Here is a 21,386-nt window from a genome sequence, read left to right on the forward strand (position 1 = left end):
AACAGCCTAATGACTGACATGAATGAAGAGGGTCGCCCGGCGCCAGGCAGGATTGCCGTGCTGGGCGGCGGAAGTTTTGGCACGGCGCTGGCCAGCATTGCTGCGACCAAGGGTGCCCGCGTGCGCCAGTGGATGCGTGATGCAGCCCTGGCTGATGAGATTACCGCTCGTCATCACAATTCACGGTACCTGCCGGATATTGAGCTGCACGAGTCCCTGCGGGCCTCGACCTGCATGCAATGGGTGCTGGAAGATGCCGAGCTGGTGTTGATCGCCATACCCTCGGGGCATTTTCGCACGGTGGTGCGCCAGGCTCGCCCGTGGCTGAAGGCTGATCAGGTATTGCTCAGCACTACCAAGGGGATCGAGGAGAGTACCTTTTCCCTGATGAGCGAGATCCTCGTCGAGGAAACGCCCAGTCGGCATATCGGGGTGCTGTCCGGTCCCAACCTGGCTTCCGAACTGGCTGCCAGGCATGTGACGGCTACTGTAGTGGCCAGTGATGATGGGTATACACGCGCTGCTGCGCAGGCCAGTCTGAGTTGCGACTACTTTCGCGTCTATGCCAGCAATGACCGATATGGCGCAGAGCTGGGTGGAGCACTCAAGAATATCTATGCCATTGGCGTCGGTATGGCGGCCGCCATGGGTATGGGCGCCAATACCAAGAGTATGCTGATTACACGTGCACTAGCGGAAATGAGCCGGTTTGCCGTCAACCTGGGGGCCAGCCCGCTGACCTTTCTGGGCCTTGCCGGCGTCGGTGACCTGATCGTGACCTGCTCGAGCGAACTGTCGCGCAACTATCGGATCGGCTTTGCCGTGGGGCAGGGTGTGGCGCTTGAAGATGCCGTAGCCTCGCTGGGTCAGGTGGCCGAGGGGGTCAATACCGTGCGTCTCGTGCATGAGCGTGCCGAGCGTGAGGGGATTTACATGCCGCTGGCCAGCGGGCTTTATCATGTGCTGTTCAATGGGGTGCCACCTTCGGAAATGGGGCTTTCCCTGATGCGCAGCGAGCATAGCAGTGACGTTGAATTTACATTGTCCCGGCAGGATGCACAGCGGGACCATCATACGTTGTCCAAAACCAATCAGGAGTCTCGCTCATGAAACTGTTTGTCATGCGTCACGGTGAAGCCGCGTCGGGTACGCCGGATGCGTCCCGCCCGCTGGAACCGCTGGGCGAAGAAGAAGCACATCGAACAGCACAGTGGCTGAAACATTATTTGAGCGACGACGAGATGGCGGAGCTCAACATCATTGCCAGCCCCTACAAGCGTGCCCGTCAGACCGCCGATATCGTGGCGCGTACGCTTGGGCTGTCGTCCAGTCTGGCATTGCCCCTGATCACGCCGGATGCACCAGCCGAGTCAGCCATTGACTGGCTGGCCGAGCATGCCTCCGACGGCAGCCCGTGGCTGCTGGTCAGTCATATGCCGCTGGTGGCCGATCTGGTGGGGCGTCTGGTGGATGGTGGTCCCCATGCCAGACTACCGCTGGGTACGGCAGATATCGTGGCTCTTGAATCCGAGGTATGGGCAGCCGGGTGTGCCACGCTCAGGGTTCATCAATCACCGAATCAGATTGAGAGGCCGGATCATTAATGAGTTATATCGTTACCAATCGCGTACCGGTCAAGGCAGCGTGGCACGAGGAGTTTGAGCGTCGGTTTCGCGCCCGGGCCGGCCAGATTGATGCCCAGCCCGGATTTGTGAGGATGCGTATCCTGCGTCCAGCCGAAGAATCAACGCCATGGGTGGTCGAAACCGAATGGGAAAATGAATCGGCGTTCCGGCAATGGGTCGGCAGCGATGATTTTCGCAAGGCCCACGCCGATCCGATGCCGAAAGAGGCGTTCGGTGACGGCGGAGGCCTTGAGCAGTTCGATGTGGTCATCGACTCCGATCACTCAGAGTAATCCGCCGGCCTGAAGTAAAAAGATCCCGAGGGTGATGACAAGGCCGGTCGACAGGGTGGTGATGGCGATGATGTTGGCTGCCAGGACATGGTTACCGTTCATCGCCTTGGCCATGACAAAGCTGGTTGCGGCCGAGGGGCTGGCGAAATAGAGAAACAGGATGCCAAGCTCCTCGTTGCGAAAGCCCAGCAGGGCAGCCACCGATACGGCTCCCAGGGGAATGGCGACCATCTTGATCAGGCTGGCCCCCAGCGCTTCCCGGCTGGCGTGCATGACCGACGCCAGAGAGAGGGTGCCGCCAATGCATATCAATGCCAAAGGCAGGGTCATGCGGGCAAAGTATTCCGCTGACGTATGCAGCCATTGGGGCAGGTGCAGCCCTGTGGCAACAAACCCAAGTGCTGCCAGAACGGAAATGATCAGCGGGTTTTTGGCAATCCGTGCCGCAATGCTGACAGGGCTGATGCGAGCGCCCGGTTGATAAAGCGCCAGCACGATGACCGACAGCACGTTGTAGATGACAATGACGGCACCGGCCAGAATGCCGCCGATGGATAGCCCCGTATCGCCATACATGCTGGCAGCCAGTGCCAGCCCCACGATGCCACAGTTGCCACGAAAGGCTCCCTGAACGTATACCCCTCGATCCGCCGGGGGGATTCGCCGGCAGGCCCAGCCCCAGGTCAGCATGAAGCTGATGACAGTGGCCATGACAAAATAAAGAATAACGGCAGGGCGAAAGGCCTGACTGAAGTCGGCATCAGCAATGCTGATGAAGATCAACGTGGGCATTGCACCCTTGAATACCAGTGATGATCCGGTATCGATGAAGGCGTGGTCAATCCAGTTCAATCTTTTAAGCACGATCCCCAGAATGACCATCGCAAAGACCGGCAGGGTAATATTGAGGGTTTCGATCAACAGCGATAACAGGGGCATGGCAGATTATCCGGGCAGCGTCATGAAGGCATAGGCGATCGCAATCACCACGACGATCAAGAAAAGGCCATAGCGGCGTGGGCGACGAGGTCCTGAAGTCATGAGACACTCCTTGTTTTAGCGGCAATAACGTACCGGGGCTCCGGCGCGAGGCAGTTTACGTGATGTGGCTGCTGCCGCCTATTCTTGTGATGAACCTTGAGCTGACCATGACGACTTCCTTTAATCGATCCCTTCCCGATGACGTAGCTCCACACCCTGTCAGCCTTGCCGATGGTCGGCTGGCAGGTCTTGCCTGGGGGCGTGCTGGCGCACCTCTTGTTATCGCGCTTCATGGCTGGCTGGATAATGCCATGAGCTATTCCCGGCTGGCGCCGGCCCTGGTTTGCCAGCATGACATCTACCTGGTGGCGCTCGATCTGTCCGGTCACGGCCATTCCGACTGGCTCCCCGGGCGGCTTGACTATGCCCTGTGGGACTATGTTCAGGATGTGCTGGATACTCTGGATCATTACACACAGGACGAGGTCACGGTGATCGGCCATTCCATGGGGGCCAGTGTGGCGCTGCTTGCCAGTCTGGCTGACACGCGTATCCGGCAGTTATGGCTGATCGATGGTCTGGGCATGTTGACTACACCGGCCTCGGAGGCCGCTGAGCAGCTGAAAAGGGGGATTCGTGGCCTGCGTCGTTCGACTCCCCGGCGCCCCACTTATCCGGATCCTCAGGCAGCAGTGAGGGCGCGGGTGAAAGGTGGAGTGACGGCCGTTGATGATGATGTGGCCTGGCAACTGGTTCCCCGCAATCTGGAAGCCATTGATGGTGCCGTGCGTCTGCGGACTGATCCACGATTAATGCGCCCGTCACTGGTGCGCTTCACGCCTGCCCAGCGCGATGCCATCCTTCAGTCAGTGACAGTGCCGGTTGCGCTGATTGAAGCCGATCAGGGCATTCTGGGTGAAGCCCCTCATGCAGTGCGTTCGCGGGCGTGCCTGCCGACCCTGACACGGCACTGCCTCCTGGGGGGGCATCACCTGCATCTTGAGTTGGATCGTATCGACGAGGTGGCGTCGCTGTTTCATTTCCGAACCGGCAGTGTCGATAGTATGTAAAGCGCACGACAGAGGGCAGGACATGGCACGTATTGCGTTGGTGCTGGGCAGTGGCGGGGCGAGAGGCTACGCCCATATCGGGGTCATTGACGAGCTTGAGGCGCGAGGGCATGAAATAGTCGCTGTTTCAGGATGTTCGATGGGCGCAGTCATCGGGGGAATCTATGCTGCCGGGCGGCTGGAAGAGTACCGGGACTGGGTTACTCGATTGAGTTTTCTGGATGTATTGCGGCTGGTGGACATTGCCTGGGGAGCCATGGGGGCCATGCGGGCCACCAAGATCATGGGACGGCTTGAATGCCTGCTCAGTGATATCTGCATCGAGGACTTGCCGCTGTCCTTTACGGCAGTAGCCACTGACATGAGTGCCCAGCGCGAAGTGTGGTTTCAGCGTGGTTCGCTGCTGCAGGCCATTCGGGCCTCCATTGCCATTCCCGGGCTCATTACGCCGCTGCGCCATGAAGGTCGCCTGCTGGCGGACGGCGGGCTGCTTAATCCCCTGCCGATCATTCCGGCCATGGCCGCCAGTGCCGAGTGGATTGTAGCCGTCAACGCGACAGCGCCGTCGCCCCGTAACGTGACGCTGGAAGAGCTGTTGCCGGTGGCCTTGCCGACACCGCGCGAGGACAGGTCAAGCTGGATTGCTCTGGTCAAGCAGCGCTGGATGCCTGCTGGAGCAGGCGATGACGGGGTGGCTGCTTCCGAATCGCAGGCCGAGCCGGAGGGACGTGCCGAACGTGCCTGGGGCAAGCTCGATCTGATGCTGCGCTCCTTCGACATTACTCAGGCCGCCCTGGCACAGTACAAGATTGCCGGTTATCCGCCGGACGTGCTGGTCAATATTCCCAAGTCGGTCTGTGGCTCTCACGAATTCCAGCGCGCCGGCCCCATGATCGAGCTGGGGCGTCACCTGGCCCGTGATGCGCTGGACCGGTTCAATGCCGGTTACAGTGAAGCCTGACCCCGGCGCTTGAGCAGCACATAAACGGCACCGGTTCCACCATCCTTCTCAAGGCTCGAGCAGAAGGCCAGCACTTCGGGAAGTTCGCGAAGCCAGGCATTGACATGGCTTTTGATGACCGGATACCCGGCGATGCCGGAGCGAGCCTTGCCGTGTACCACAATGACGCAACGAAGCTGCTTGCCCACGGCTTCGCTCAAAAATCCTTCCAGTTCCAGCCGTGCCTCATCGACCGTATATCCATGAAGATCAAGCCCGGACTGCCAGCTGATGGCACCGCGCCTGAGTTGCTGCAACGTGCGGTAGGGCATGTCCGGCAGGGCAAAGTGAAGTGACTCGGACGGGCGCACCGGCAGCACCCGGCCATCGGAAGTGCGGCTTGAGACCGAGGTTGGATCATTATGGGATTCCGCCGCTGCGCGCCGTGCACGCCGGTCGATGGGAGGCTGTGTTCGGGGCAGGGAGGCCCTGTTGTGTTGTATCCGGCGAACGCCCATGCCTTTCATGTTGTTATAAAAGAGATCGGTATCGTCAGGGTCATCAATCGACATGGGGTACTCGTCGGTATATCGCGGCATGAATGGAAGTCGCCCGTTTCGAGCAGGACCTGCCCCGTAGTATAAGCCTGGATGGAACACTGTAAAACGCCGACGCCTGACAAGGGCGCATCGGGCGGTTAAACTGACGGCCAAAACCCTGCGGGGTGCCCACGCATGAATGTCAGGAGCCCTTAGGTGCTTTCTTCTTCCTTTCCGGAGGCTACTGCCCCGGTCGATGTACTTGCCCTGGATGATGCCACGCTGGCCGATGAAGTGGTCACGCTGCGCGATTGTATTCGTCTTGCCCTGAGCTGCTTTCAGGCCCACCGGCTCTATTATGGCCATGGTACGGCATCTGCCTGGGATGAGGCTGTCGCACTTGTTCTGGGAGCACTTCATCTTCCCCATGATGTGGATCCTGCTGTCATCGATGCGCGTGTTCTGATGGCCGAGCGCCGCCGGATCATCGCCTTGATTCGTCGTCGGGCGCTTGAGCGCGAACCCCTGCCGTACCTGCTGGGAGAAGCCTGGTTTGCAGGACTGCCGTTTGAAGTAACGCCGGATGTGCTGATTCCGCGTTCCCCGATTGCCGAGTTGATCGAAGAGGGGTTCATCGACTGGTTTGACGACGCGCCACCAGCGCGCGTGCTGGATCTGTGCACCGGGTCCGGCTGTATTGGTATTGCCACGGCGATGGTGCTTTCCACTACCGAGGTGGTGCTGTCTGATATCAGTAATGAGGCGCTGGCGGTGGCACGACGCAATATTGATCGCTTTGATACCGGTGGTCGGGTCAGTGCCGTGCATAGCGATGTATTTGATCATCTGGCCGGAGAGCGATTTGATCTGATTGTCTCCAATCCGCCTTACGTTGATGCGCGTGACATGACCACCATGCCGGCCGAGTTCGGTCATGAGCCGGAGCTCGCGCTGGCAGCCGGCGATGACGGGCTGGATATCGTGCGTCGAATCCTGGCGGATGCTCACCGGCACCTGACCCCTCAGGGAGTGCTGATTGTCGAGGTCGGCAACTCGGCACAGCACCTTGAGGCGGCCTTCCCGGACGTGCCGTTTCACTGGCTTTCATTTGAACGCGGTGGTGAGGGCGTGTTCGCGTTGACCTTCGACGCCCTGGTGATCTGTCAGGACATACTGGCGATCTAAACCGATGGCAGGCGGCGCCTGTCTTATTGCTCGATCAGGAATCTTTCATGTCTGGAAATACCTTTGGCCGCTTGTTTACGGTCACCACCTTTGGTGAAAGTCATGGTGCTGCGCTGGGCGCGATCGTTGATGGGTGCCCACCGGGCATCGAGCTCAGTGAAGCCGACCTGCAGGGGGATCTTGACCGGCGTCGCCCTGGGACGTCGCGCCATACCACCCAGCGGCGCGAACCGGATCAGGTACGTATCCTGTCCGGTGTATTTGAAGGCCGTACTACCGGGACCAGTATCGGTCTGCTGATCGAAAATACGGATCAGCGCTCGAAGGACTATTCCAGCATCAAGGATATCTTTCGTCCGGCCCACGCAGACTATACCTATCACCACAAGTACGGTGAGCGGGATTATCGTGGTGGTGGGCGCTCCAGTGCACGTGAAACGGCCATGAGAGTGGCTGCCGGTGCCATTGCCAGGAAGTTTCTGGCAACCCGCGGCGTCATTATCCGTGGTTATATGAGCCAGCTGGGGCCGATAAAAATTCCCTTCAAGCGCTGGGAAGGAGTCAACGATAACCCGTTCTTCTCACCGGACCCTGATATTGTGCCCGAGCTTGAAGCCTATATGGACCAGCTTCGTCGTGATCAGGACAGCGTGGGCGCGCGTATCACCGTGGTGGCAGATAATGTGCCGGTCGGGCTGGGAGAGCCGGTCTTTGATCGGCTGGATGCTGACCTGGCTCACGCCATGATGGGGATCAATGCCGTCAAGGGCGTTGAAATCGGGGATGGCTTTGACGTCGTATCCCAGCGCGGCAGTGAGCATCGAGATGAAATGACGCCGGAAGGCTTTTTATCCAATCACGCCGGCGGCGTACTGGGCGGCCTGTCATCGGGCCAGCCATTGGTCGTGCATCTGGCGCTGAAGCCGACCTCCAGCATTACCACGCCCGGACGGTCCATCGATGTGCATGGCAATGGCGTTGATGTCATCACCAAGGGGCGACATGACCCGTGCGTCGGCATACGTGCCACGCCCATCGCCGAGGCCATGATGGCTTTGACGCTGGCCGATCATCTGATGCGTCACCGTGGTCAGAACGCCGATGTTCAGGTCAGCACACCGGTCCTTGGCATGAAAGAGTAGTCTGCTATCTTATTGCCCATCGATGCTTTGATCAGGACACCGTGATGACTGTGTGTGACCAACACATGTTTGACACTCTTTGCAGGGAAGCAGGGGATGTTGTAGCGACCGAGCCGCTGCTGGCCTCGGCCATGCACTCGCAGGTACTGTCGTGCCGTAATCTGGCCGGCATAATGGCCAATGTGCTGGCGCGCAAGCTTGCCAATGAAATGCTGCCGCTGACGTCGCTGCTGACGCTGTTCCAGGAAATCTACCAGGCGCATCCCGAACTGCTGGACCATGCGGTGCTTGATATCACTGCAATTCTGGAGCGTGATGCGGCTGCAGAGTCCGCTCTGGCCGTGGTGCTGTACCAGAAGGGGTTTATCGCCCTGCAGGTTCACCGCGGTGCACACGTGCTGTGGAAGGATAAGCGCGTCATGATGGCCGGCATGCTGCAAAACCGTAGTTCCGAAGTGTTCGGGGTGGATATTCATCCGGCGTGCCCGATCGGGCACGGTGTCATGTTTGATCACGCGACAGGTATTGTTATCGGTCAGACTGCCTCGGTCGGCAATAATGTGTCGATCATGCAGGGTGTTACGCTGGGCGGAACAGGCAAGACAGCCGGTGACCGACATCCAAAAGTGCAGCACGGCGTACTGATCGGTGCCAGTGCTACTGTGCTGGGCAATCTGATGATCGGCTCAGGCGCGCAGATCGGCGCGGGCAGTGTGGTGCTGGATGATGTGGCACCTCACACGACGGTGGTAGGCGTTCCTGCTCGGCGAGTAGGCCGGCCTCGATGCCCGAGTCCGTCCGTCACGCTTGAGCATGGTGCCTTTGAACGGGATGTACCTGATGCCTCTGACTGGCAGTCAGCCAGTGGGCGTTAGTAACAGGAATACTGTTGTAAATAAAAAAGGTCGCCTGGAAGGCGACCTTTTTCATGCCGGATACTTTTTTAGAACTGCCAGCCGACACCCAGGTAGTAGCCCCAGCCGGTGGAGCGAACGTGGAACGGCCCATCACCGAAGTTCAACTCGGCATCATCGTTCCATTGACCCCCATTATGGAAATAACGGGCCACGGCCATGAACCTCAGGTGCGTGAATGAATACAGCAATACGTTGGTGGCCACTACGGATTCGTTGGTGCGTGAGGCATCGCGGTCGCCCAGGTCCGAGCCGAAATCGTAGTTGGTGAACCCGACGTAATCGAGCTTGGCACCGTTGCCAAAGGTGGCCAGCGGCAGGAAGTACTTGGCCTGTGCCCGGTAGCCGTCCCACTGATCTTCATTGGCGGCGCCGTAGTTATCACCCTGGTAGCGCTTGTAGAAATTGAATGACAGGCCGACCGGGGTATGCGTGTCAATATCGGTGCCAATCCCGGCATACAGTGTACTCTGACGGTTATTCGAGTTGTGGCCCCAGTCGAAGATATAGTCCACGGCCAGGTACCATTCCTTGATGGGGCCCAGACTCAAATCCATGTCACTGACCTTGTTCAGGGACAGGCGAGGTTCAAGCTCGGCAAACAGGGGAGAGCCGTTGTCGAAAATGCCGCTGTCGGCCCCATTACCCGTACCAAAGAACTTGGGTAGATCGATATAGCCGTACAGATCCCAGGGTCCCTTGCGACCGAAGAATTCGTATTCCAGATAGATGTCATCAACCTGCTGTGGACCAAAACGAATATTCTTGCTGCCGATGATGGTGATATTCTGGTTGTACCAGTTAGACAGGTATTCGCTGCGAGGTGCCTGCTCGGTGGTTTCGTAACTGGCAGTCTGGCCGGCAGCATCTTCGCCGGTGGCCTGATCTGCGGCCTGTGAGGTCAATGGCAGCAAGGTGAGCGCGCCGAGTAACGGCAGGGTACGTGCAAGAGGAAAGGCCCTGACATGGCCGTCAGCGCGGGAGCAGGTTTTCAATGTCATGGTAGGTAACCGATTATTGTCGTTGTCGTGCCAGTATCAGTAAGATCTGATCATCTGGTCAGAACGCCAAGATTGCCCGCCTATCCATTGAAATTCAAGCAGATTGCTGCGCTTCATTAATGGCATGTGGCAATCGCCGTGCCTGCTCCAGTAGATCGATTATGGCCCTGGCCGCATTGGACAGTGTGCGGTGACGATGAAACAGATAGCCCAGTGGGCGCTCGATGGGCGGGTGCTCCAGCGGCAGGACGACCATATCATCGCTGATCATGGTCTCTGGCATGACGCTCCAGCCCAAACCGATGGTTACCATCATCTTGAGGGTTTCGAGATAGTTGGTCGACATCGCCACATCAATATTTAGCTGCTCTCGTGCGAAGCTTTCCATCACAATGCCGCGGGTAAAGGTCATTTCGCCGGGGAGCACGGCCGGATAATGTGACAGGTCAGCCAGCTGACTGACGGGATGTGTTGCCAGGGGGTGATCCTGCGCGCAGACAAACCGCAACCGATCTGTCCAGACCGGAACGCTGACAAGGGCGGGGTTGGGGGCAGGGGACATGGTGACGATGCCCAGCTCCAGATCGCCTGACAGTACGCCGGCATAGGCTTTTTCAGAATCCAGAAAGCGCATGTCGAGACGTACGGCAGGGTGTTTGCGGGTAAAGTGCTTCAAAAGTGGCGGCAGGCGATGAAGGCCGACATGGTGGCTGGTAGCCAGCACAAGGCTGCCCTGCACATCCCCCTGCAGGTTGGAGAGTGCCCGTCGAGTGTCATCGAACATGGCCAGAATCTGGTGAGCGCGAGGCATCAGCAGGCGTCCGGCTTCGGTCAGGTTGATTCGTCTGCCGATGCGGTCAAACAGTCTACTGCCGACCTGTGTTTCAAGTACGGCAATGCGCTTGCTGATGGCGGGCTGCGTCAGGTGAAGCTGTTCGGCCGCTTGGGAAAAGGAGCTGGTTTGCGCCACGGCCAGAAAGGCCTTCAGGCTTTGTGTATCCATTGCTATTCCTTACTGGAATCCATGGGATAAAAAACATGAATTGATTTTATGGTAGCACGGCCTTACCGTTGATCCCATGATATCGGGCCATGCCGGCCCGCCGAGGCAGCCTGACGATGGCCGTACTGGCTGCCCATAAACAAGGGCGACAGCCTTGACCGGGGCTGGGGAGAGAGAGATGGCAGGACGTACCCTGTATGACAAGTTGTGGGACAGCCACCTGGTGCAGCAGCGCGACGATGGCACATCGCTTATTTATATCGATCGCCAACTGCTTCACGAAGTGACCTCGCCGCAGGCCTTTGAAGGTCTGCGCCTCGCAGGGCGCCGGCCGTGGCGGCTGGATTCCAACCTGGCCACGCCGGATCACAATGTGCCTACCACGCTCAAGGAGCGCAGTGTCGGCATTGGCGGGATCGAGGACGAAGTCTCTCGCATCCAGGTGCAGACCCTCGATGACAATTGCCGTTCCTTTGATATCGAGCAGTTTTCCATCAATGATGAGCGGCAGGGTATCGTGCACGTGGTCGGTCCCGAGCAGGGGGCAACACTGCCGGGAATGACCGTGGTCTGTGGTGACTCTCATACCGCCACGCACGGTGCCTTTGGCGCGTTGGCGCACGGTATCGGGACCTCCGAGGTTGAGCACGTGCTGGCTACCCAATGTCTGATTCAGCGCAAGATGAAAAACCTGCTGATTCAGGTCGATGGTGAGCTCGGTGAGCGCATCACTGCCAAGGATATCGTGCTGGCCGTGATTGCTCGTATCGGGACGGCGGGCGGTACAGGGTACGCGATTGAATTTGCCGGCTCGGCCATTCGCGGGTTGTCCATGGAAGGTCGCATGACCATTTGCAACATGGCCATTGAAGCCGGGGCACGTGTTGGTCTGGTAGGCGTGGATCAAACCACGATCGACTACGTCGCCAGGCGTCCGTTTGCACCGACCGAAGAACAGTGGGAGCAGGCGGTAGCTGCCTGGCAGGATCTGGTCTCGGACAGGGATGCCGTGTTTGACAAGGTCGTAACGCTTGATGCCAGTGAGATCGAGCCTCAGGTCAGCTGGGGAACCAGCCCTGAAATGGTTACTGGCATCAACGGTCAGGTGCCTGATCCGGCCTCCATCAGTGATGAGCCGCGTCGGCGCGGCATCGAGCGTGCGCTTGAATACATGGGGCTTCATGGTGGTCAGAACATCAAGGATATTCACCTTGATCGTGTATTCATCGGCTCCTGCACCAACTCGCGTATTGAGGATCTTCGTGCTGCCGCTGAAGTGGTCAGAGGGCATCATGTGTCCTCCAGCATCAAGCAGGCGATGGTGGTGCCGGGGTCGGGGCTGGTCAAGCGGATGGCCGAGCGTGAAGGGCTGGATACCATCTTCAAGCAGGCCGGCTTTGAATGGCGCGAGCCTGGCTGCTCCATGTGTCTGGCGATGAATGCTGACAAGCTTGGCGCGGGCGAGCACTGTGCCTCGACGTCGAACCGCAACTTTGAAGGGCGTCAGGGGTATGGCGGTCGGACGCATCTGGTGAGCCCTGCGATGGCTGCCGCCGCCGCGATTGCCGGTCATTTCGTGGATATTCGAGAGTGGTCCTTCAATCCGGAAAGGGAGACAGCCTGATGAACAAGTTTGTACGCCATGACGGTCTTGTTGCACCGCTGAACCGGTCCAATGTTGATACTGACCTGATTATTCCAAAGCAGTTTCTGAAATCGATCAAGCGAACCGGCTTTGGCCCCAATCTGTTTGATGAACTGCGCTATCTGGACGAAGGCTTTCCGGGACAGGATGCGAGCAATCGTCCGAAAAACCCCGAGTTTGTCCTCAATCAGCCGCGTTACGAGGATGCCAGCATTCTGCTGACGCGAAGCAATTTCGGGTGTGGCAGCTCGCGTGAGCATGCCCCCTGGGCGCTGGAGGATTTCGGGTTCCGTGTCATCATTGCCCCAAGCTTTGCAGATATCTTTTTCAACAATGCCTTCAAGAACGGTCTCTTGTTGATCACGTTAAGCGAGGCGCAGGTCGAGTCGCTGATGAAGCAGGTTGAAGCCACACCGGGTTACCGGCTTGATATCGATCTTGCCGAGCAGGTCATCCATTGCCCGGATGGCACTACGCTGGCGTTCGAGGTGGATTCATTCCGCAAGTACTGCCTCGAAAACGGGCTGGATGACATTGGATTGACTCTTCAGCAGGCAGATGCGATCAAGCAGTTTGAAACCACCTACCGTCAGAACAACCCGTGGTTGTTTCGGGCGCCGGTCGCCTGATGTAATGAGTGCACATTGAACAGCCTCCGGACAGTGCCCCATTGCACTGTCCGTCAACCGTCAATGAGCGCATGGTGCGCTCATTTTTTATAGTCATGAGCAAGAGGCAAAGGAATGAGTCAGCATATTCTGGTACTTCCCGGCGACGGGATCGGCCCTGAAATTACCCGTGAAGCGGTCAGGGTACTGGAAGCCTGTCAGGCGCAGGGGCTCGATATCACCATCGAGCACGATATTGTAGGCGGTGCTGCCATTGACCGGCATGGCGTGCCACTGGCTGATGAAACCCTGGAGCGTGCCCGGCGTGCCCAGGCTATTCTGCTGGGGGCCGTTGGCGGGCCGAAGTGGGATACGATGGAAGATATCAGCAAGCGTCCTGAAAAGGGGCTGCTGGCTCTTCGCAAGGAGCTCAATCTCTTTGGTAACCTGCGCCCGGCGCTGCTGTATCCGCAACTGGCCGAGGCATCAAGCCTCAAACCGGAAGTGGTGTCAGGGCTGGATATCATGATTGTCCGTGAGCTGACCGGTGGTATTTACTTTGGTCAGCCGCGTGGGTTCGGCGAGCGCGAGGACGGCACGCGTTACGGTTACAACACCTATATCTATGATGAGAAGGAAGTCGAGCGGATCGGTCGAATTGCCTTTGACATGGCTGGCAAGCGTGGCGGCAGGCTGTGCAGCGTTGACAAGGCCAACGTGCTGGAGGCCACTATCCTGTGGCGTGAGGTCATGAATCGACTGGCTCCGGAATACCCGGAGGTCGAGCTGTCTCACATGTATGTCGACAACGCTGCCATGCAGCTGGTACGGGCACCGAAACAGTTCGACGTCATCGTCACCGGCAACATGTTCGGCGATATTCTGTCTGATGCGGCCGCCATGCTGACCGGCTCGATCGGCATGCTGCCCTCTGCATCGCTCAATGAGCATGGCTGCGGCATGTTCGAGCCCTGCCATGGCAGTGCTCCGGATATCGCCGGGCAGGGCCTGGCCAATCCACTGGCCACTATTCTTTCAGTGGCCATGATGCTTCGCTATTCACTGAATGCCCCGGCGATGGCGGATCGTATCGAGCGGGCCGTCGGGCGTGTACTGGATAATAACCTGCGTACGGCAGATATTGCGTATGACGGCACACGCCAGGTCACGACCCGGGAAATGGGTGATGCCGTGGTGGCTGCGTTTGAGCAGGACAGTCAGTAGAGAAGGCGCCGACGCTGATAACACCATTGACGAATAACAACGGGAGCAGGATATGTTAAGGACTGGATTTGTTGGCTGGCGCGGCATGGTAGGGTCCGTGCTGTTGCAGCGCATGCAGGAAGACGGTGATTTCAAGCACATCGAGCCGGTATTTTTCTCTACCTCCCAGGTGGGGGAGCCTGCGCCGGAGGTTGGAGTGGATGCTCCGCCATTGCAGGATGCCCACAGCATCGAAGCGCTTAAATCCCTCGACGTTATCATTACCTGCCAGGGTGGCGATTATACCTCCAGCATGTATCAGCCCCTGCGCGACAGCGGCTGGGATGGCTACTGGATCGACGCTGCCAGTACCCTGCGCATGGCCGATGACGCTGCCATCGTGCTGGATCCGGTCAATCGGAAGGTGATTGACCAGAAGTTGAGTGATGGCTGCAAGACCTTCTGTGGGGGCAACTGCACGGTCAGTCTGATGCTGATGGGGCTGGGAGGGTTGTTCGACGCCGGACTGATCGAGTGGATGACCTCCATGACCTATCAGGCTGCTTCCGGTTCCGGTGCGAAGAACATGCGTGAGCTATTGTCACAGATGGGGCAACTTGGCGATGTGGTGCGCAGTGATCTGGCCAACCCCAGCGCGGCCATTCTGGACATTGATCGCAAGGTAACCGCTGCAATGCGGGGCAGTGACTTCCCTATCGATCATTTTGGTGCCCCGCTGGGCGGCAGTCTGCTGCCCTGGATCGACAAGAAAATGGATAACGGCCAGAGCAAGGAAGAATGGAAGGGGGGTGTGGAAACCAACCGCATTCTTGGCACGGGTGACCGCCCGATTCTGATCGACGGCTTGTGCGTGCGTGTCGGAGCCATGCGCTCTCACTCCCAGGCCTTCACTATCAAGTTGACCCGGGATGTGCCGATGGATGAAATCGAGGATCGCATTGCACGGCACAACGAGTGGGTCAGCGTCGTGGCCAACGACAAGGAAGATACCCTGTCTTCACTGACGCCAGCCGCAGTGACCGGCACGCTGAATGTCCCTGTCGGTCGGTTGCGCAAGCTGGCCATGGGGGGAGAGTATCTGACGGCGTTCAGTGTGGGTGACCAGCTGCTGTGGGGCGCTGCCGAGCCGCTCAAACGAATGCTGATGGTGCTCAGGGAGCACAAGGGGCTTTAAGCCACTCAGTGTGCCTGCGGTACTGCGCCTCCTTCGGGAGGCGTTTTGGTATGCGATCCCGAACTCTGCTTACGGCCGCTGTGCGGCAGGCTATCAAGGATTGCCATGAACCATTTTGCAGGTCGCATGCTGCTTGTTTCGCTGTTTCTGTCGGCCTCCCCGGCATGGGCTCTTGGTGTGGGGGAGCCGCGTCTGAGTTCCTCCCTGAACATGCCTCTGGCTGCTGCATTACCACTGACAGACACCGGCAGCCTGACGGCTGATGACATCCATGTCGGCCTGGCCAGCGCTGCCCGCTTCAATGAGGCCGGTCTTGCTCGTACGGCACAAACCGATACGCTTGATTTTGCCGTGACCGGTGGGCCGGGGAATCTGCAGATTACCATTGTAGGGCGTGCGCCTCTGCGAGAGCCGGTGCTGGATACCGTGCTGGATATAAGCTGGCCCGGAGGGCAGCTTCAGCGTCATGTGGCGTTTCTACCGGGCCTGAACCCGGAGGGTGTTCGGTCAGCATCGCTCCCTGCGCCATCTCCAGTGCCGGATGCCCGTGTGGTGCCCTGGCCGGTCACCGCCCAGGCGCGCAAGGGTGAGGATCTGGCCGCCGTCGCCGCTCGCCTTGCCAACGAACGCAGCGTGACGCCGGCGCAGATGCAGTGGGCACTCATGCAGGCCAATCCCTCGCTGTCCACCTTTGAACAACCTCTCAAGCGCTTTGGTCCGCTGGTTGTTCCGAGTGAAGGCAGTGTGCTCTCACAGCCGACTGCACAGGTACGGACAGGTCTTGCAGCTGCCTTGAAAAAAACACCGGCTGACGCCTCGCCTGTCCCTGATTTGCCGCTCGCCGGTGATGTGTCTGCCCGGCTGGATCAACTGGAAAGTCGCACGGCCCTGTTGGATGATCTCGCGACCTGGGGGGCCAGATTGTCCGAGTGGCAAAATCGCCTTCAGATAGTGGAGGCGCGCCAGGCAGAGGCGCGCTCCTCACTTGAAGCGCTCGAAACCCGGCTGGCCGGAGAAGAGGCACGCCTCGGCAAGCGTCTCGATCAGCTTGCCTATCAACAGTCATCGTCTGTTTCTCAGCGCCTGGCCGAGCCTGATACCTCTCGGTGGAAGGTCGGTGACAGCATGCTGGCCGCCGGCGCGGTCTTTCTGGTCATTGCACTGAGCAGCCTGCTGGTTCTTCGACGTAGGCGCCGTATCAGCGAACAGAACGAGGACGTCGTGGAGCCTGTTATTCAGCAGGCACCCCATGCTCCTGAGCCTGTCACGCCGTCGCCCCGGCATGCAGCCTCTGAGCCGGTCGTAAATGCACCTGTAGTAGATGCTCTGAAGGTGGCAGCACCGCTTGACGCTGCAGCAGTCGAGGATGTCTTTGAAAAGGCGGTTGCTGACAGGGAGGTTTCAGGAAAGACGGAGCAGGCTACGCCCGAAACTACCGACAATGCCCCCGCGCCCTTCAGCACACCATCCCCGGCCATGCCTGAACTGGAGTTCACCATGGGCTCGGGGGCCAAAAAAGCAGAGGCTCCTCCTGAAAGCGAACAGCAGGATATCGTGGATATCTTTATTTCACATGGGCGTCTCGATGCAGCTCGTGAAATGCTGGAAGGTGAGCTGACGGGTACTGCAGGTCGGCCTCGAACGCGTCTTAAGCTGATGGAAGTGCTGGCAGCGCTGGGTCTAAGCGATGAGCTGGAACAGCATGCAGATGTACTTGCCACTCATGATGACGATGAGATACGAAAGCGCGCCATGGCATTGACCGGGCGTGATTTCATGGCAGGTGCGCCGCTGACGCTTGAAGGCGGTGATGGTGGACTTGCCGAATCATCGGTGATGGATACGGCCGGGTCATATGGTGAGTCTGATATTGTCGACAGCGATTCACCGACCTGGGCGCTGGAGGAGGTGGCATTTGATGGGCTTGATCAGGATAATGGCAGTCTTGCGGATACCGCCCCTGATGAGCGGTTGACCCGAGCCCATTTGCTCCTTGAGGAAGACAAGGCCGACGAGGCCATGGCCCTGTTGTTCGACGTCATGGATGACGGTGACCCGGCGTCAAGGGATGCTGCGCGTCACCTGCTGGAGCGTTACGAGACGAATTGATGCATGTCCCTGTTTGATTTTCTGGATGAAACCGCCCCGATGACGGGGCGTCTTGCGTTGGGCATTGAGTACAATGGCCAGCAATACATGGGCTGGCAACGTCTGCAGCATGGCCCATCCGTACAGGCAGCGCTTGAAAGGGCACTGTCTCGTATTGCTGCCGCGGAGGTGGAAGTGCTCAGCAGTGGTCGAACAGACTCGGGCGTGCACGCCACCCGGCAGATTGCCCATTTTGACGCCCCGTCTCCCCGGACTGAAAAAGCCTGGATGATGGGGGCAAACGCCATATTGCCGCGGGACATCACCATTCACTGGATTCGCGAAGTTCCCTCGGACTTTCACGCCCGCTTCAGTGCTCTTGGCCGGCGCTATCGGTATGTCATCTATAACCGCGCGTCGCCGCCGGCCCTTGAGCATGATCGCGTGACCTGGCATCGTACGCCGCTGGATCACGAGTTGATGCACCAGGCGGGACAGGCACTGGTTGGCGAGCATGATTTTTCCGCCTATCGGGCTTCCAGCTGTCAATCCGTCACTCCCTGGCGATTTCTGCACCATCTTGAGGTTAGCCGGCATGGGCCGCTGGTGGTGATCGATATTCAGGGAAATGCCTTTCTGCACCATATGGTACGCAATATTGCCGGTGTGCTGATGGCCATCGGCGACAGGAGTCGTCCGGTGGCCTGGGCCGAGGAAGTGCTGCAAGGGCGAGATCGGACGATAGGTGGCATCACGGCTCCGGCAGCCGGCCTTTATTTCATCGACAGCTGTTATGACGATTATTACGGTCTGCCTGCAGAACCGCTCGGCCCTTCATTTCTATGGCATACCGGTGAGTGGAGTGGTGAACGTGCAGTGCCCGTCAATGCCGTTACGCAACACAGGAGGCATTCATGAACCAGCGTTGTCGTATCAAGATCTGCGGATTGACGCGTCCCGAGGATGTGGATCACGCCGTGATGTCAGGGGCTGATGCGCTTGGATTTGTGCTGTGGCCGGGTAGTCGCAGAGCCATCGAGCCGGACACACTGCAAGCCCTGTCTGCCCGTGTTCCTCCTTTTGTAACGCGAGTAGGTCTGTTCGTGGACCAGTCGGCGGAGTTGATCGCCGCCTGTCTCCCGTTTCTCGATATGCTGCAGTTTCACGGCGATGAGCCGCCGGAGGCCTGTCGGCTTTATGGCCGTCCCTGGCTCAAGGCGCTGCGGATGAAGGACGACCTTGATGTCGAGGCCGCCATGGATCGATACCACCAGGCGCAGGGCATTCTGCTTGATGCCTATCGTCCGGGTGTGCCCGGGGGGACCGGTGAAGCCTTTGACTGGGCGCGAGTACCTGTCGCCGGTCGAGGGCGTATCGTGCTGGCAGGCGGGTTGACGGCGGATAATGTTGGCCTGGCCATCCAAACTGCGCGCCCGTTTGCCGTGGATGTTTCCGGTGGCGTTGAACAGTCACCCGGTCAAAAGAGCGCCGAGCGCCTTGAAGGCTTTATTGATGCGGTCAGACAAGCCGAAATGGCGCCATATTAGTGTATTTGAAATGCATGACGCCGCCCCTTGCGATAAACTCACGCCTTTGGTTATAGCCGCATGCGGCGTCGCTGTTTGGCAGCGTTATCTGATTATCAGGCATCCGGCATGTCCGGGTGTGACAGTTTGAATCTGAATACGGAATCCTTTGCGTTATGAGCTGGCTGGATAAAATTGTCCCGTCCATGGGACGTACGCAGCGCGCTGATCGCCGCAACAATATCCCGGATGGACTGTGGCACAAGTGCCCCAAATGTGAAGCTGTGCTGTATCGGCCCGAGCTCGAGCGTAACAGCCACGTTTGCCCGAAATGTGATCATCATCTGCGCCTGAACGCCCGCAAGCGTCTGGCCTGGTTTCTGGATGAAGATGGCCGGGACGAAGTGCTGACGGACCTCGAACCAGTGGATCGCCTGAAGTTTCGTGATTCGAAGAAGTACAAGGACCGTCTGGCCGCAGCCCAGAAAGGGACGGGCGAAAACGATGCTCTGATCGCCATGAAAGGCACGCTCAAGCAGCTCCCGGTGGTGACCGTAGCGTTCGAGTTCAATTTCATGGGGGGGTCCATGGGTAGTGTGGTCGGTGAAAAATTCGCACGTGCCGCCACCATCGCCCTTGAAGAGCAGCGTCCGTTGATCTGTTTTGCGGCCAGTGGCGGTGCTCGCATGCAGGAAGCCCTGTTCTCGCTGATGCAGATGGCCAAGACTTCTGCAGCACTTGAGCGCCTGCGCATGGCCGGTATTCCCTATATTTCCGTACTGACGGATCCGGTATTCGGCGGTGTGTCCGCGTCACTCGCCATGCTGGGTGATCTGAACGTGGCAGAGCCCAATGCCCTGATCGGCTTTGCCGGCCCGCGTGTCATTGAACAGACCGTGCGTGAAAAACTGCCGGAAGGCTTTCAGCGCAGTGAGTTTTTGCTGGAGCATGGCACGGTCGACATGATCGTGCATCGCAGTGAAATGCGCGATCGGCTTCATAATGTACTGAGCATCATGACCCATCAGCCCATGACGGCTCTCGATGACGAGCCCGTAGAACCCGTTGAGACAGACCGGGCTGACGGCGACGTTTCTACGCCATCATGAGTAGTGGCCGGACGCTGGAACAGTGGTTGACGCTGCTTGAGCGCCGCCACCCGGTCGCCATAGACATGGGACTGGACCGTATTCGTGTTGTTGCTGATCGGCTGGGCCTGACCGACAGGCCCATTGCCGATCGGGTGGTCACGGTGGCCGGTACCAATGGCAAGGGCTCTACCGTAGCAATGTTGAATGCGCTGGCAAGCCATCATGGTCTGCGTTGTGCGGTGTATACCTCTCCGCATCTTCTGCACTATAACGAGCGGATCAGGCTGTCGGATGGCCTGGTGCGTGATGCCGAGCTGGTGCGCGCCTTTGAAGCAATCGATGACGCCTGCGGCGAAACCTCCCTGACGTATTTCGAAGCCGGCACACTGGCAGCGCTTTGGTTGATTCAGCAGGATGCCCCCGATATAGCGGTTCTGGAAGTCGGCCTGGGTGGCCGGCTTGACGCCGTTAATCTGGTGGATGCCGATGTGGCCGTGGTCACTACCGTGGCACAGGATCATGCTGATTATCTTGGCAACGATCTTCAGAATATCGGCCGCGAAAAGGCCGGTATCATGCGTGCCGGCCGCCCGGCGGTGCTGGGCAGTGAGCATCTGCCGTCGTCCGTGGCCGCCCATGCAGAAGAGATTGGTGCCGTGCCGGTTTACTGTCTGGGACAGGACTTTCGCCGTACCGAGCCTGATGGTGAGTTTTGGCACTGGCAGGGGCGTGATACCGATGGAGAGCGTGTCGGGCTGAGCGATCTTCCTGACCCTGGCCTGCCTCTGGATAATGCTGCGACTGCGCTTCAGGCTTTGATGCTGGCTGACGTTTCGCTGACGGCCAGTGCCGTCGAGCAGGCCTTCAAACAGGTGGAATTACCGGGGCGCATGCAGTGGCTGCATCGTGCCGGTCGTCAGTGGTGCCTGGATGTGGCACATAACCCTCATGCCGCCGAATATCTGGCGCAGCGGCTGTGCCAGCGTCCGCCCGGGCATCGAATCTGCATTCTTGCCATGCTGGGTGACAAGGATGCCGAGGGCGTTATTCGCGCCCTGATGCCGGTGGTGGACGAATGGAGAGTGGCTGGTCTGCCCGGTGAGCGTGCCCGCGACGCTGCCTCGCTTGCCCTGGAGGTTCAGCGGCTGGGTGGTCACGTGACAGCCTGCCACGAGACGCCGGGCAAGGCGGTCAGTAACCTGCTGGCGTCATCCGATCATCCATCGGCAGACGTTCTGGTGTGCGGGTCTTTTTTCACGGTGGCTGATGCACTTGCGGTCATGTCGACCACGGTGTGAACGTCGCCGTACGATGAGTCGGATTTACTGGGCAAGGAG

General features: G+C 58.9%; 21 protein-coding genes. 17 read left to right on the top strand and 4 right to left on the bottom strand.

Translation table 11 applies throughout. The features are described from left to right. Positions 1-9 precede the first annotated feature (9 nt). Genes NAT21_RS06810 through NAT21_RS06820 form a run of 3 tightly spaced genes read left to right on the top strand, consistent with a single transcriptional unit; the run spans position 10 to position 1,918 of the window. Positions 10-1,110, top strand: coding sequence for an NAD(P)H-dependent glycerol-3-phosphate dehydrogenase (locus NAT21_RS06810; protein ID WP_407658219.1), 1,101 nt, complete (start codon positions 10-12; stop codon positions 1,108-1,110). Continuing rightward, complete coding sequence (gene sixA, locus NAT21_RS06815) at positions 1,107-1,604, top strand: phosphohistidine phosphatase SixA (RefSeq protein ID WP_250936602.1); 498 nt, start codon at positions 1,107-1,109, stop codon at positions 1,602-1,604. The genes NAT21_RS06810 and sixA overlap by 4 nt, the downstream gene beginning before the upstream one ends. Further along, positions 1,604-1,918, top strand: a complete 315-nt coding sequence (locus NAT21_RS06820; RefSeq protein ID WP_250936603.1) for an antibiotic biosynthesis monooxygenase family protein — start codon at positions 1,604-1,606, stop codon at positions 1,916-1,918. Before sixA ends, NAT21_RS06820 begins: the two co-directional genes overlap by 1 nt. Here the strand turns inward: NAT21_RS06820 and NAT21_RS06825 are convergent. Further along, complete coding sequence (locus tag NAT21_RS06825; protein ID WP_250936604.1) at positions 1,910-2,857, bottom strand: AEC family transporter; 948 nt, start codon at positions 2,855-2,857, stop codon at positions 1,910-1,912. The genes NAT21_RS06820 and NAT21_RS06825 overlap by 9 nt on opposite strands. A 209-nt stretch (positions 2,858-3,066) precedes the next feature. Between NAT21_RS06825 and NAT21_RS06830 the strand changes: the two genes are divergently transcribed. Further along, on the top strand, positions 3,067-3,969 hold the full coding sequence (locus NAT21_RS06830) for an alpha/beta fold hydrolase (RefSeq protein ID WP_250936605.1): 903 nt from the start codon (positions 3,067-3,069) through the stop codon (positions 3,967-3,969). Between the two features lie 22 nt (positions 3,970-3,991). Beyond that, positions 3,992-4,930, top strand: a complete 939-nt coding sequence (locus NAT21_RS06835) for a patatin-like phospholipase family protein (protein WP_250936606.1) — start codon at positions 3,992-3,994, stop codon at positions 4,928-4,930. Here the strand turns inward: NAT21_RS06835 and NAT21_RS06840 are convergent. Next, entirely contained in the window at positions 4,915-5,508 is a 594-nt protein-coding gene (locus tag NAT21_RS06840; RefSeq protein WP_407658220.1) for a Smr/MutS family protein, read from the bottom strand. The two genes, NAT21_RS06835 and NAT21_RS06840, sit on opposite strands and share 16 nt — an antisense overlap. 156 nt (positions 5,509-5,664) lie before the next feature. Between NAT21_RS06840 and prmB the strand changes: the two genes are divergently transcribed. The 3 genes from prmB to epsC all read left to right on the top strand — a co-directional run bounded on the left by prmB (position 5,665) and on the right by epsC (position 8,650). Continuing rightward, positions 5,665-6,633, top strand: coding sequence for a 50S ribosomal protein L3 N(5)-glutamine methyltransferase (gene prmB / locus NAT21_RS06845; RefSeq protein WP_250936607.1), 969 nt, complete (start codon positions 5,665-5,667; stop codon positions 6,631-6,633). 47 nt (positions 6,634-6,680) lie between these two features. Further along, positions 6,681-7,775 carry a chorismate synthase gene (gene aroC / locus NAT21_RS06850; protein ID WP_250936608.1) on the top strand — a complete coding sequence of 365 codons (1,095 nt, stop codon included), beginning with the start codon at positions 6,681-6,683 and terminating at the stop codon, positions 7,773-7,775. Between the two features lie 65 nt (positions 7,776-7,840). After that, positions 7,841-8,650 (top strand): serine O-acetyltransferase EpsC, encoded by an 810-nt coding sequence (gene epsC / locus NAT21_RS06855; protein ID WP_250936609.1) that lies wholly within the window; start codon positions 7,841-7,843, stop codon positions 8,648-8,650. Between the two features lie 68 nt (positions 8,651-8,718). Here epsC and NAT21_RS06860 read toward each other — a convergent pair whose 3' ends face one another. Together NAT21_RS06860 and NAT21_RS06865 are read right to left on the bottom strand one after the other, a co-directional pair. Continuing rightward, positions 8,719-9,690 (bottom strand): nucleoside-specific channel-forming protein Tsx, encoded by a 972-nt coding sequence (locus tag NAT21_RS06860; RefSeq protein WP_250936610.1) that lies wholly within the window; start codon positions 9,688-9,690, stop codon positions 8,719-8,721. A gap of 94 nt (positions 9,691-9,784) precedes the next feature. After that, positions 9,785-10,693, bottom strand: a complete 909-nt coding sequence (locus NAT21_RS06865; protein ID WP_250936611.1) for a LysR family transcriptional regulator — start codon at positions 10,691-10,693, stop codon at positions 9,785-9,787. A 178-nt stretch (positions 10,694-10,871) separates the two neighbouring features. Here NAT21_RS06865 and leuC point away from each other — a divergent pair, with 178 nt between their 5' ends. The 9 genes from leuC to folC all read left to right on the top strand — a co-directional run bounded on the left by leuC (position 10,872) and on the right by folC (position 21,347). After that, positions 10,872-12,317 (top strand): 3-isopropylmalate dehydratase large subunit, encoded by a 1,446-nt coding sequence (gene leuC, locus NAT21_RS06870; RefSeq protein ID WP_250936612.1) that lies wholly within the window; start codon positions 10,872-10,874, stop codon positions 12,315-12,317. Beyond that, entirely contained in the window at positions 12,317-12,967 is a 651-nt protein-coding gene (gene leuD, locus NAT21_RS06875) for a 3-isopropylmalate dehydratase small subunit (protein WP_250936613.1), read from the top strand. Before leuC ends, leuD begins: the two co-directional genes overlap by 1 nt. A gap of 114 nt (positions 12,968-13,081) precedes the next feature. Beyond that, positions 13,082-14,170 carry a 3-isopropylmalate dehydrogenase gene (gene leuB, locus NAT21_RS06880; RefSeq protein ID WP_250936614.1) on the top strand — a complete coding sequence of 363 codons (1,089 nt, stop codon included), beginning with the start codon at positions 13,082-13,084 and terminating at the stop codon, positions 14,168-14,170. 52 nt (positions 14,171-14,222) lie between these two features. Beyond that, complete coding sequence (gene asd / locus NAT21_RS06885; RefSeq protein ID WP_250936615.1) at positions 14,223-15,344, top strand: aspartate-semialdehyde dehydrogenase; 1,122 nt, start codon at positions 14,223-14,225, stop codon at positions 15,342-15,344. 105 nt (positions 15,345-15,449) lie between these two features. After that, a complete protein-coding gene (locus NAT21_RS06890; protein ID WP_250936616.1) occupies positions 15,450-17,453 on the top strand; it encodes a type IV pilus assembly protein FimV in 2,004 nt (667 codons plus the stop codon). Positions 17,454-17,456: 3 nt separating this feature from the next. Continuing rightward, on the top strand, positions 17,457-18,350 hold the full coding sequence (truA, locus tag NAT21_RS06895; RefSeq protein ID WP_250936617.1) for a tRNA pseudouridine(38-40) synthase TruA: 894 nt from the start codon (positions 17,457-17,459) through the stop codon (positions 18,348-18,350). Continuing rightward, on the top strand, positions 18,347-18,979 hold the full coding sequence (locus NAT21_RS06900; RefSeq protein WP_250936618.1) for a phosphoribosylanthranilate isomerase: 633 nt from the start codon (positions 18,347-18,349) through the stop codon (positions 18,977-18,979). Before truA ends, NAT21_RS06900 begins: the two co-directional genes overlap by 4 nt. 155 nt (positions 18,980-19,134) lie before the next feature. Further along, on the top strand, positions 19,135-20,067 hold the full coding sequence (accD, locus tag NAT21_RS06905) for an acetyl-CoA carboxylase, carboxyltransferase subunit beta (protein ID WP_250936619.1): 933 nt from the start codon (positions 19,135-19,137) through the stop codon (positions 20,065-20,067). Then, a complete protein-coding gene (gene folC, locus NAT21_RS06910) occupies positions 20,064-21,347 on the top strand; it encodes a bifunctional tetrahydrofolate synthase/dihydrofolate synthase (protein ID WP_250936620.1) in 1,284 nt (427 codons plus the stop codon). The genes accD and folC overlap by 4 nt, the downstream gene beginning before the upstream one ends. Positions 21,348-21,386: the final 39 nt, after the last annotated feature.

Source organism: Larsenimonas rhizosphaerae (assembly GCF_023700005.1).
Classification (GTDB): Bacteria; Pseudomonadota; Gammaproteobacteria; order Pseudomonadales; family Halomonadaceae; genus Larsenimonas; species Larsenimonas rhizosphaerae.

What these genes read in the sequence shown, in the direction of transcription:
- NAT21_RS06810 (WP_407658219.1), top strand. Translation starts at nt 10, where the DNA reads ATGACTGACATGAATGAAGAGGGTCGCCCGGCGCCAGGCAGGATTGCC.
- sixA (WP_250936602.1), top strand. Translation starts at nt 1,107, where the DNA reads ATGAAACTGTTTGTCATGCGTCACGGTGAAGCCGCGTCGGGTACGCCG.
- NAT21_RS06820 (WP_250936603.1), top strand. Translation starts at nt 1,604, where the DNA reads ATGAGTTATATCGTTACCAATCGCGTACCGGTCAAGGCAGCGTGGCAC.
- NAT21_RS06825 (WP_250936604.1), bottom strand. Translation starts at nt 2,857, where the DNA reads ATGCCCCTGTTATCGCTGTTGATCGAAACCCTCAATATTACCCTGCCG.
- NAT21_RS06830 (WP_250936605.1), top strand. Translation starts at nt 3,067, where the DNA reads ATGACGACTTCCTTTAATCGATCCCTTCCCGATGACGTAGCTCCACAC.
- NAT21_RS06835 (WP_250936606.1), top strand. Translation starts at nt 3,992, where the DNA reads ATGGCACGTATTGCGTTGGTGCTGGGCAGTGGCGGGGCGAGAGGCTAC.
- NAT21_RS06840 (WP_407658220.1), bottom strand. Translation starts at nt 5,508, where the DNA reads ATGCCGCGATATACCGACGAGTACCCCATGTCGATTGATGACCCTGAC.
- aroC (WP_250936608.1), top strand. Translation starts at nt 6,681, where the DNA reads ATGTCTGGAAATACCTTTGGCCGCTTGTTTACGGTCACCACCTTTGGT.
- epsC (WP_250936609.1), top strand. Translation starts at nt 7,841, where the DNA reads ATGTTTGACACTCTTTGCAGGGAAGCAGGGGATGTTGTAGCGACCGAG.
- NAT21_RS06860 (WP_250936610.1), bottom strand. Translation starts at nt 9,690, where the DNA reads ATGACATTGAAAACCTGCTCCCGCGCTGACGGCCATGTCAGGGCCTTT.
- NAT21_RS06865 (WP_250936611.1), bottom strand. Translation starts at nt 10,693, where the DNA reads ATGGATACACAAAGCCTGAAGGCCTTTCTGGCCGTGGCGCAAACCAGC.
- leuC (WP_250936612.1), top strand. Translation starts at nt 10,872, where the DNA reads ATGGCAGGACGTACCCTGTATGACAAGTTGTGGGACAGCCACCTGGTG.
- leuD (WP_250936613.1), top strand. Translation starts at nt 12,317, where the DNA reads ATGAACAAGTTTGTACGCCATGACGGTCTTGTTGCACCGCTGAACCGG.
- leuB (WP_250936614.1), top strand. Translation starts at nt 13,082, where the DNA reads ATGAGTCAGCATATTCTGGTACTTCCCGGCGACGGGATCGGCCCTGAA.
- asd (WP_250936615.1), top strand. Translation starts at nt 14,223, where the DNA reads ATGTTAAGGACTGGATTTGTTGGCTGGCGCGGCATGGTAGGGTCCGTG.
- NAT21_RS06890 (WP_250936616.1), top strand. Translation starts at nt 15,450, where the DNA reads ATGAACCATTTTGCAGGTCGCATGCTGCTTGTTTCGCTGTTTCTGTCG.
- truA (WP_250936617.1), top strand. Translation starts at nt 17,457, where the DNA reads ATGTCCCTGTTTGATTTTCTGGATGAAACCGCCCCGATGACGGGGCGT.
- NAT21_RS06900 (WP_250936618.1), top strand. Translation starts at nt 18,347, where the DNA reads ATGAACCAGCGTTGTCGTATCAAGATCTGCGGATTGACGCGTCCCGAG.
- accD (WP_250936619.1), top strand. Translation starts at nt 19,135, where the DNA reads ATGAGCTGGCTGGATAAAATTGTCCCGTCCATGGGACGTACGCAGCGC.
- folC (WP_250936620.1), top strand. Translation starts at nt 20,064, where the DNA reads ATGAGTAGTGGCCGGACGCTGGAACAGTGGTTGACGCTGCTTGAGCGC.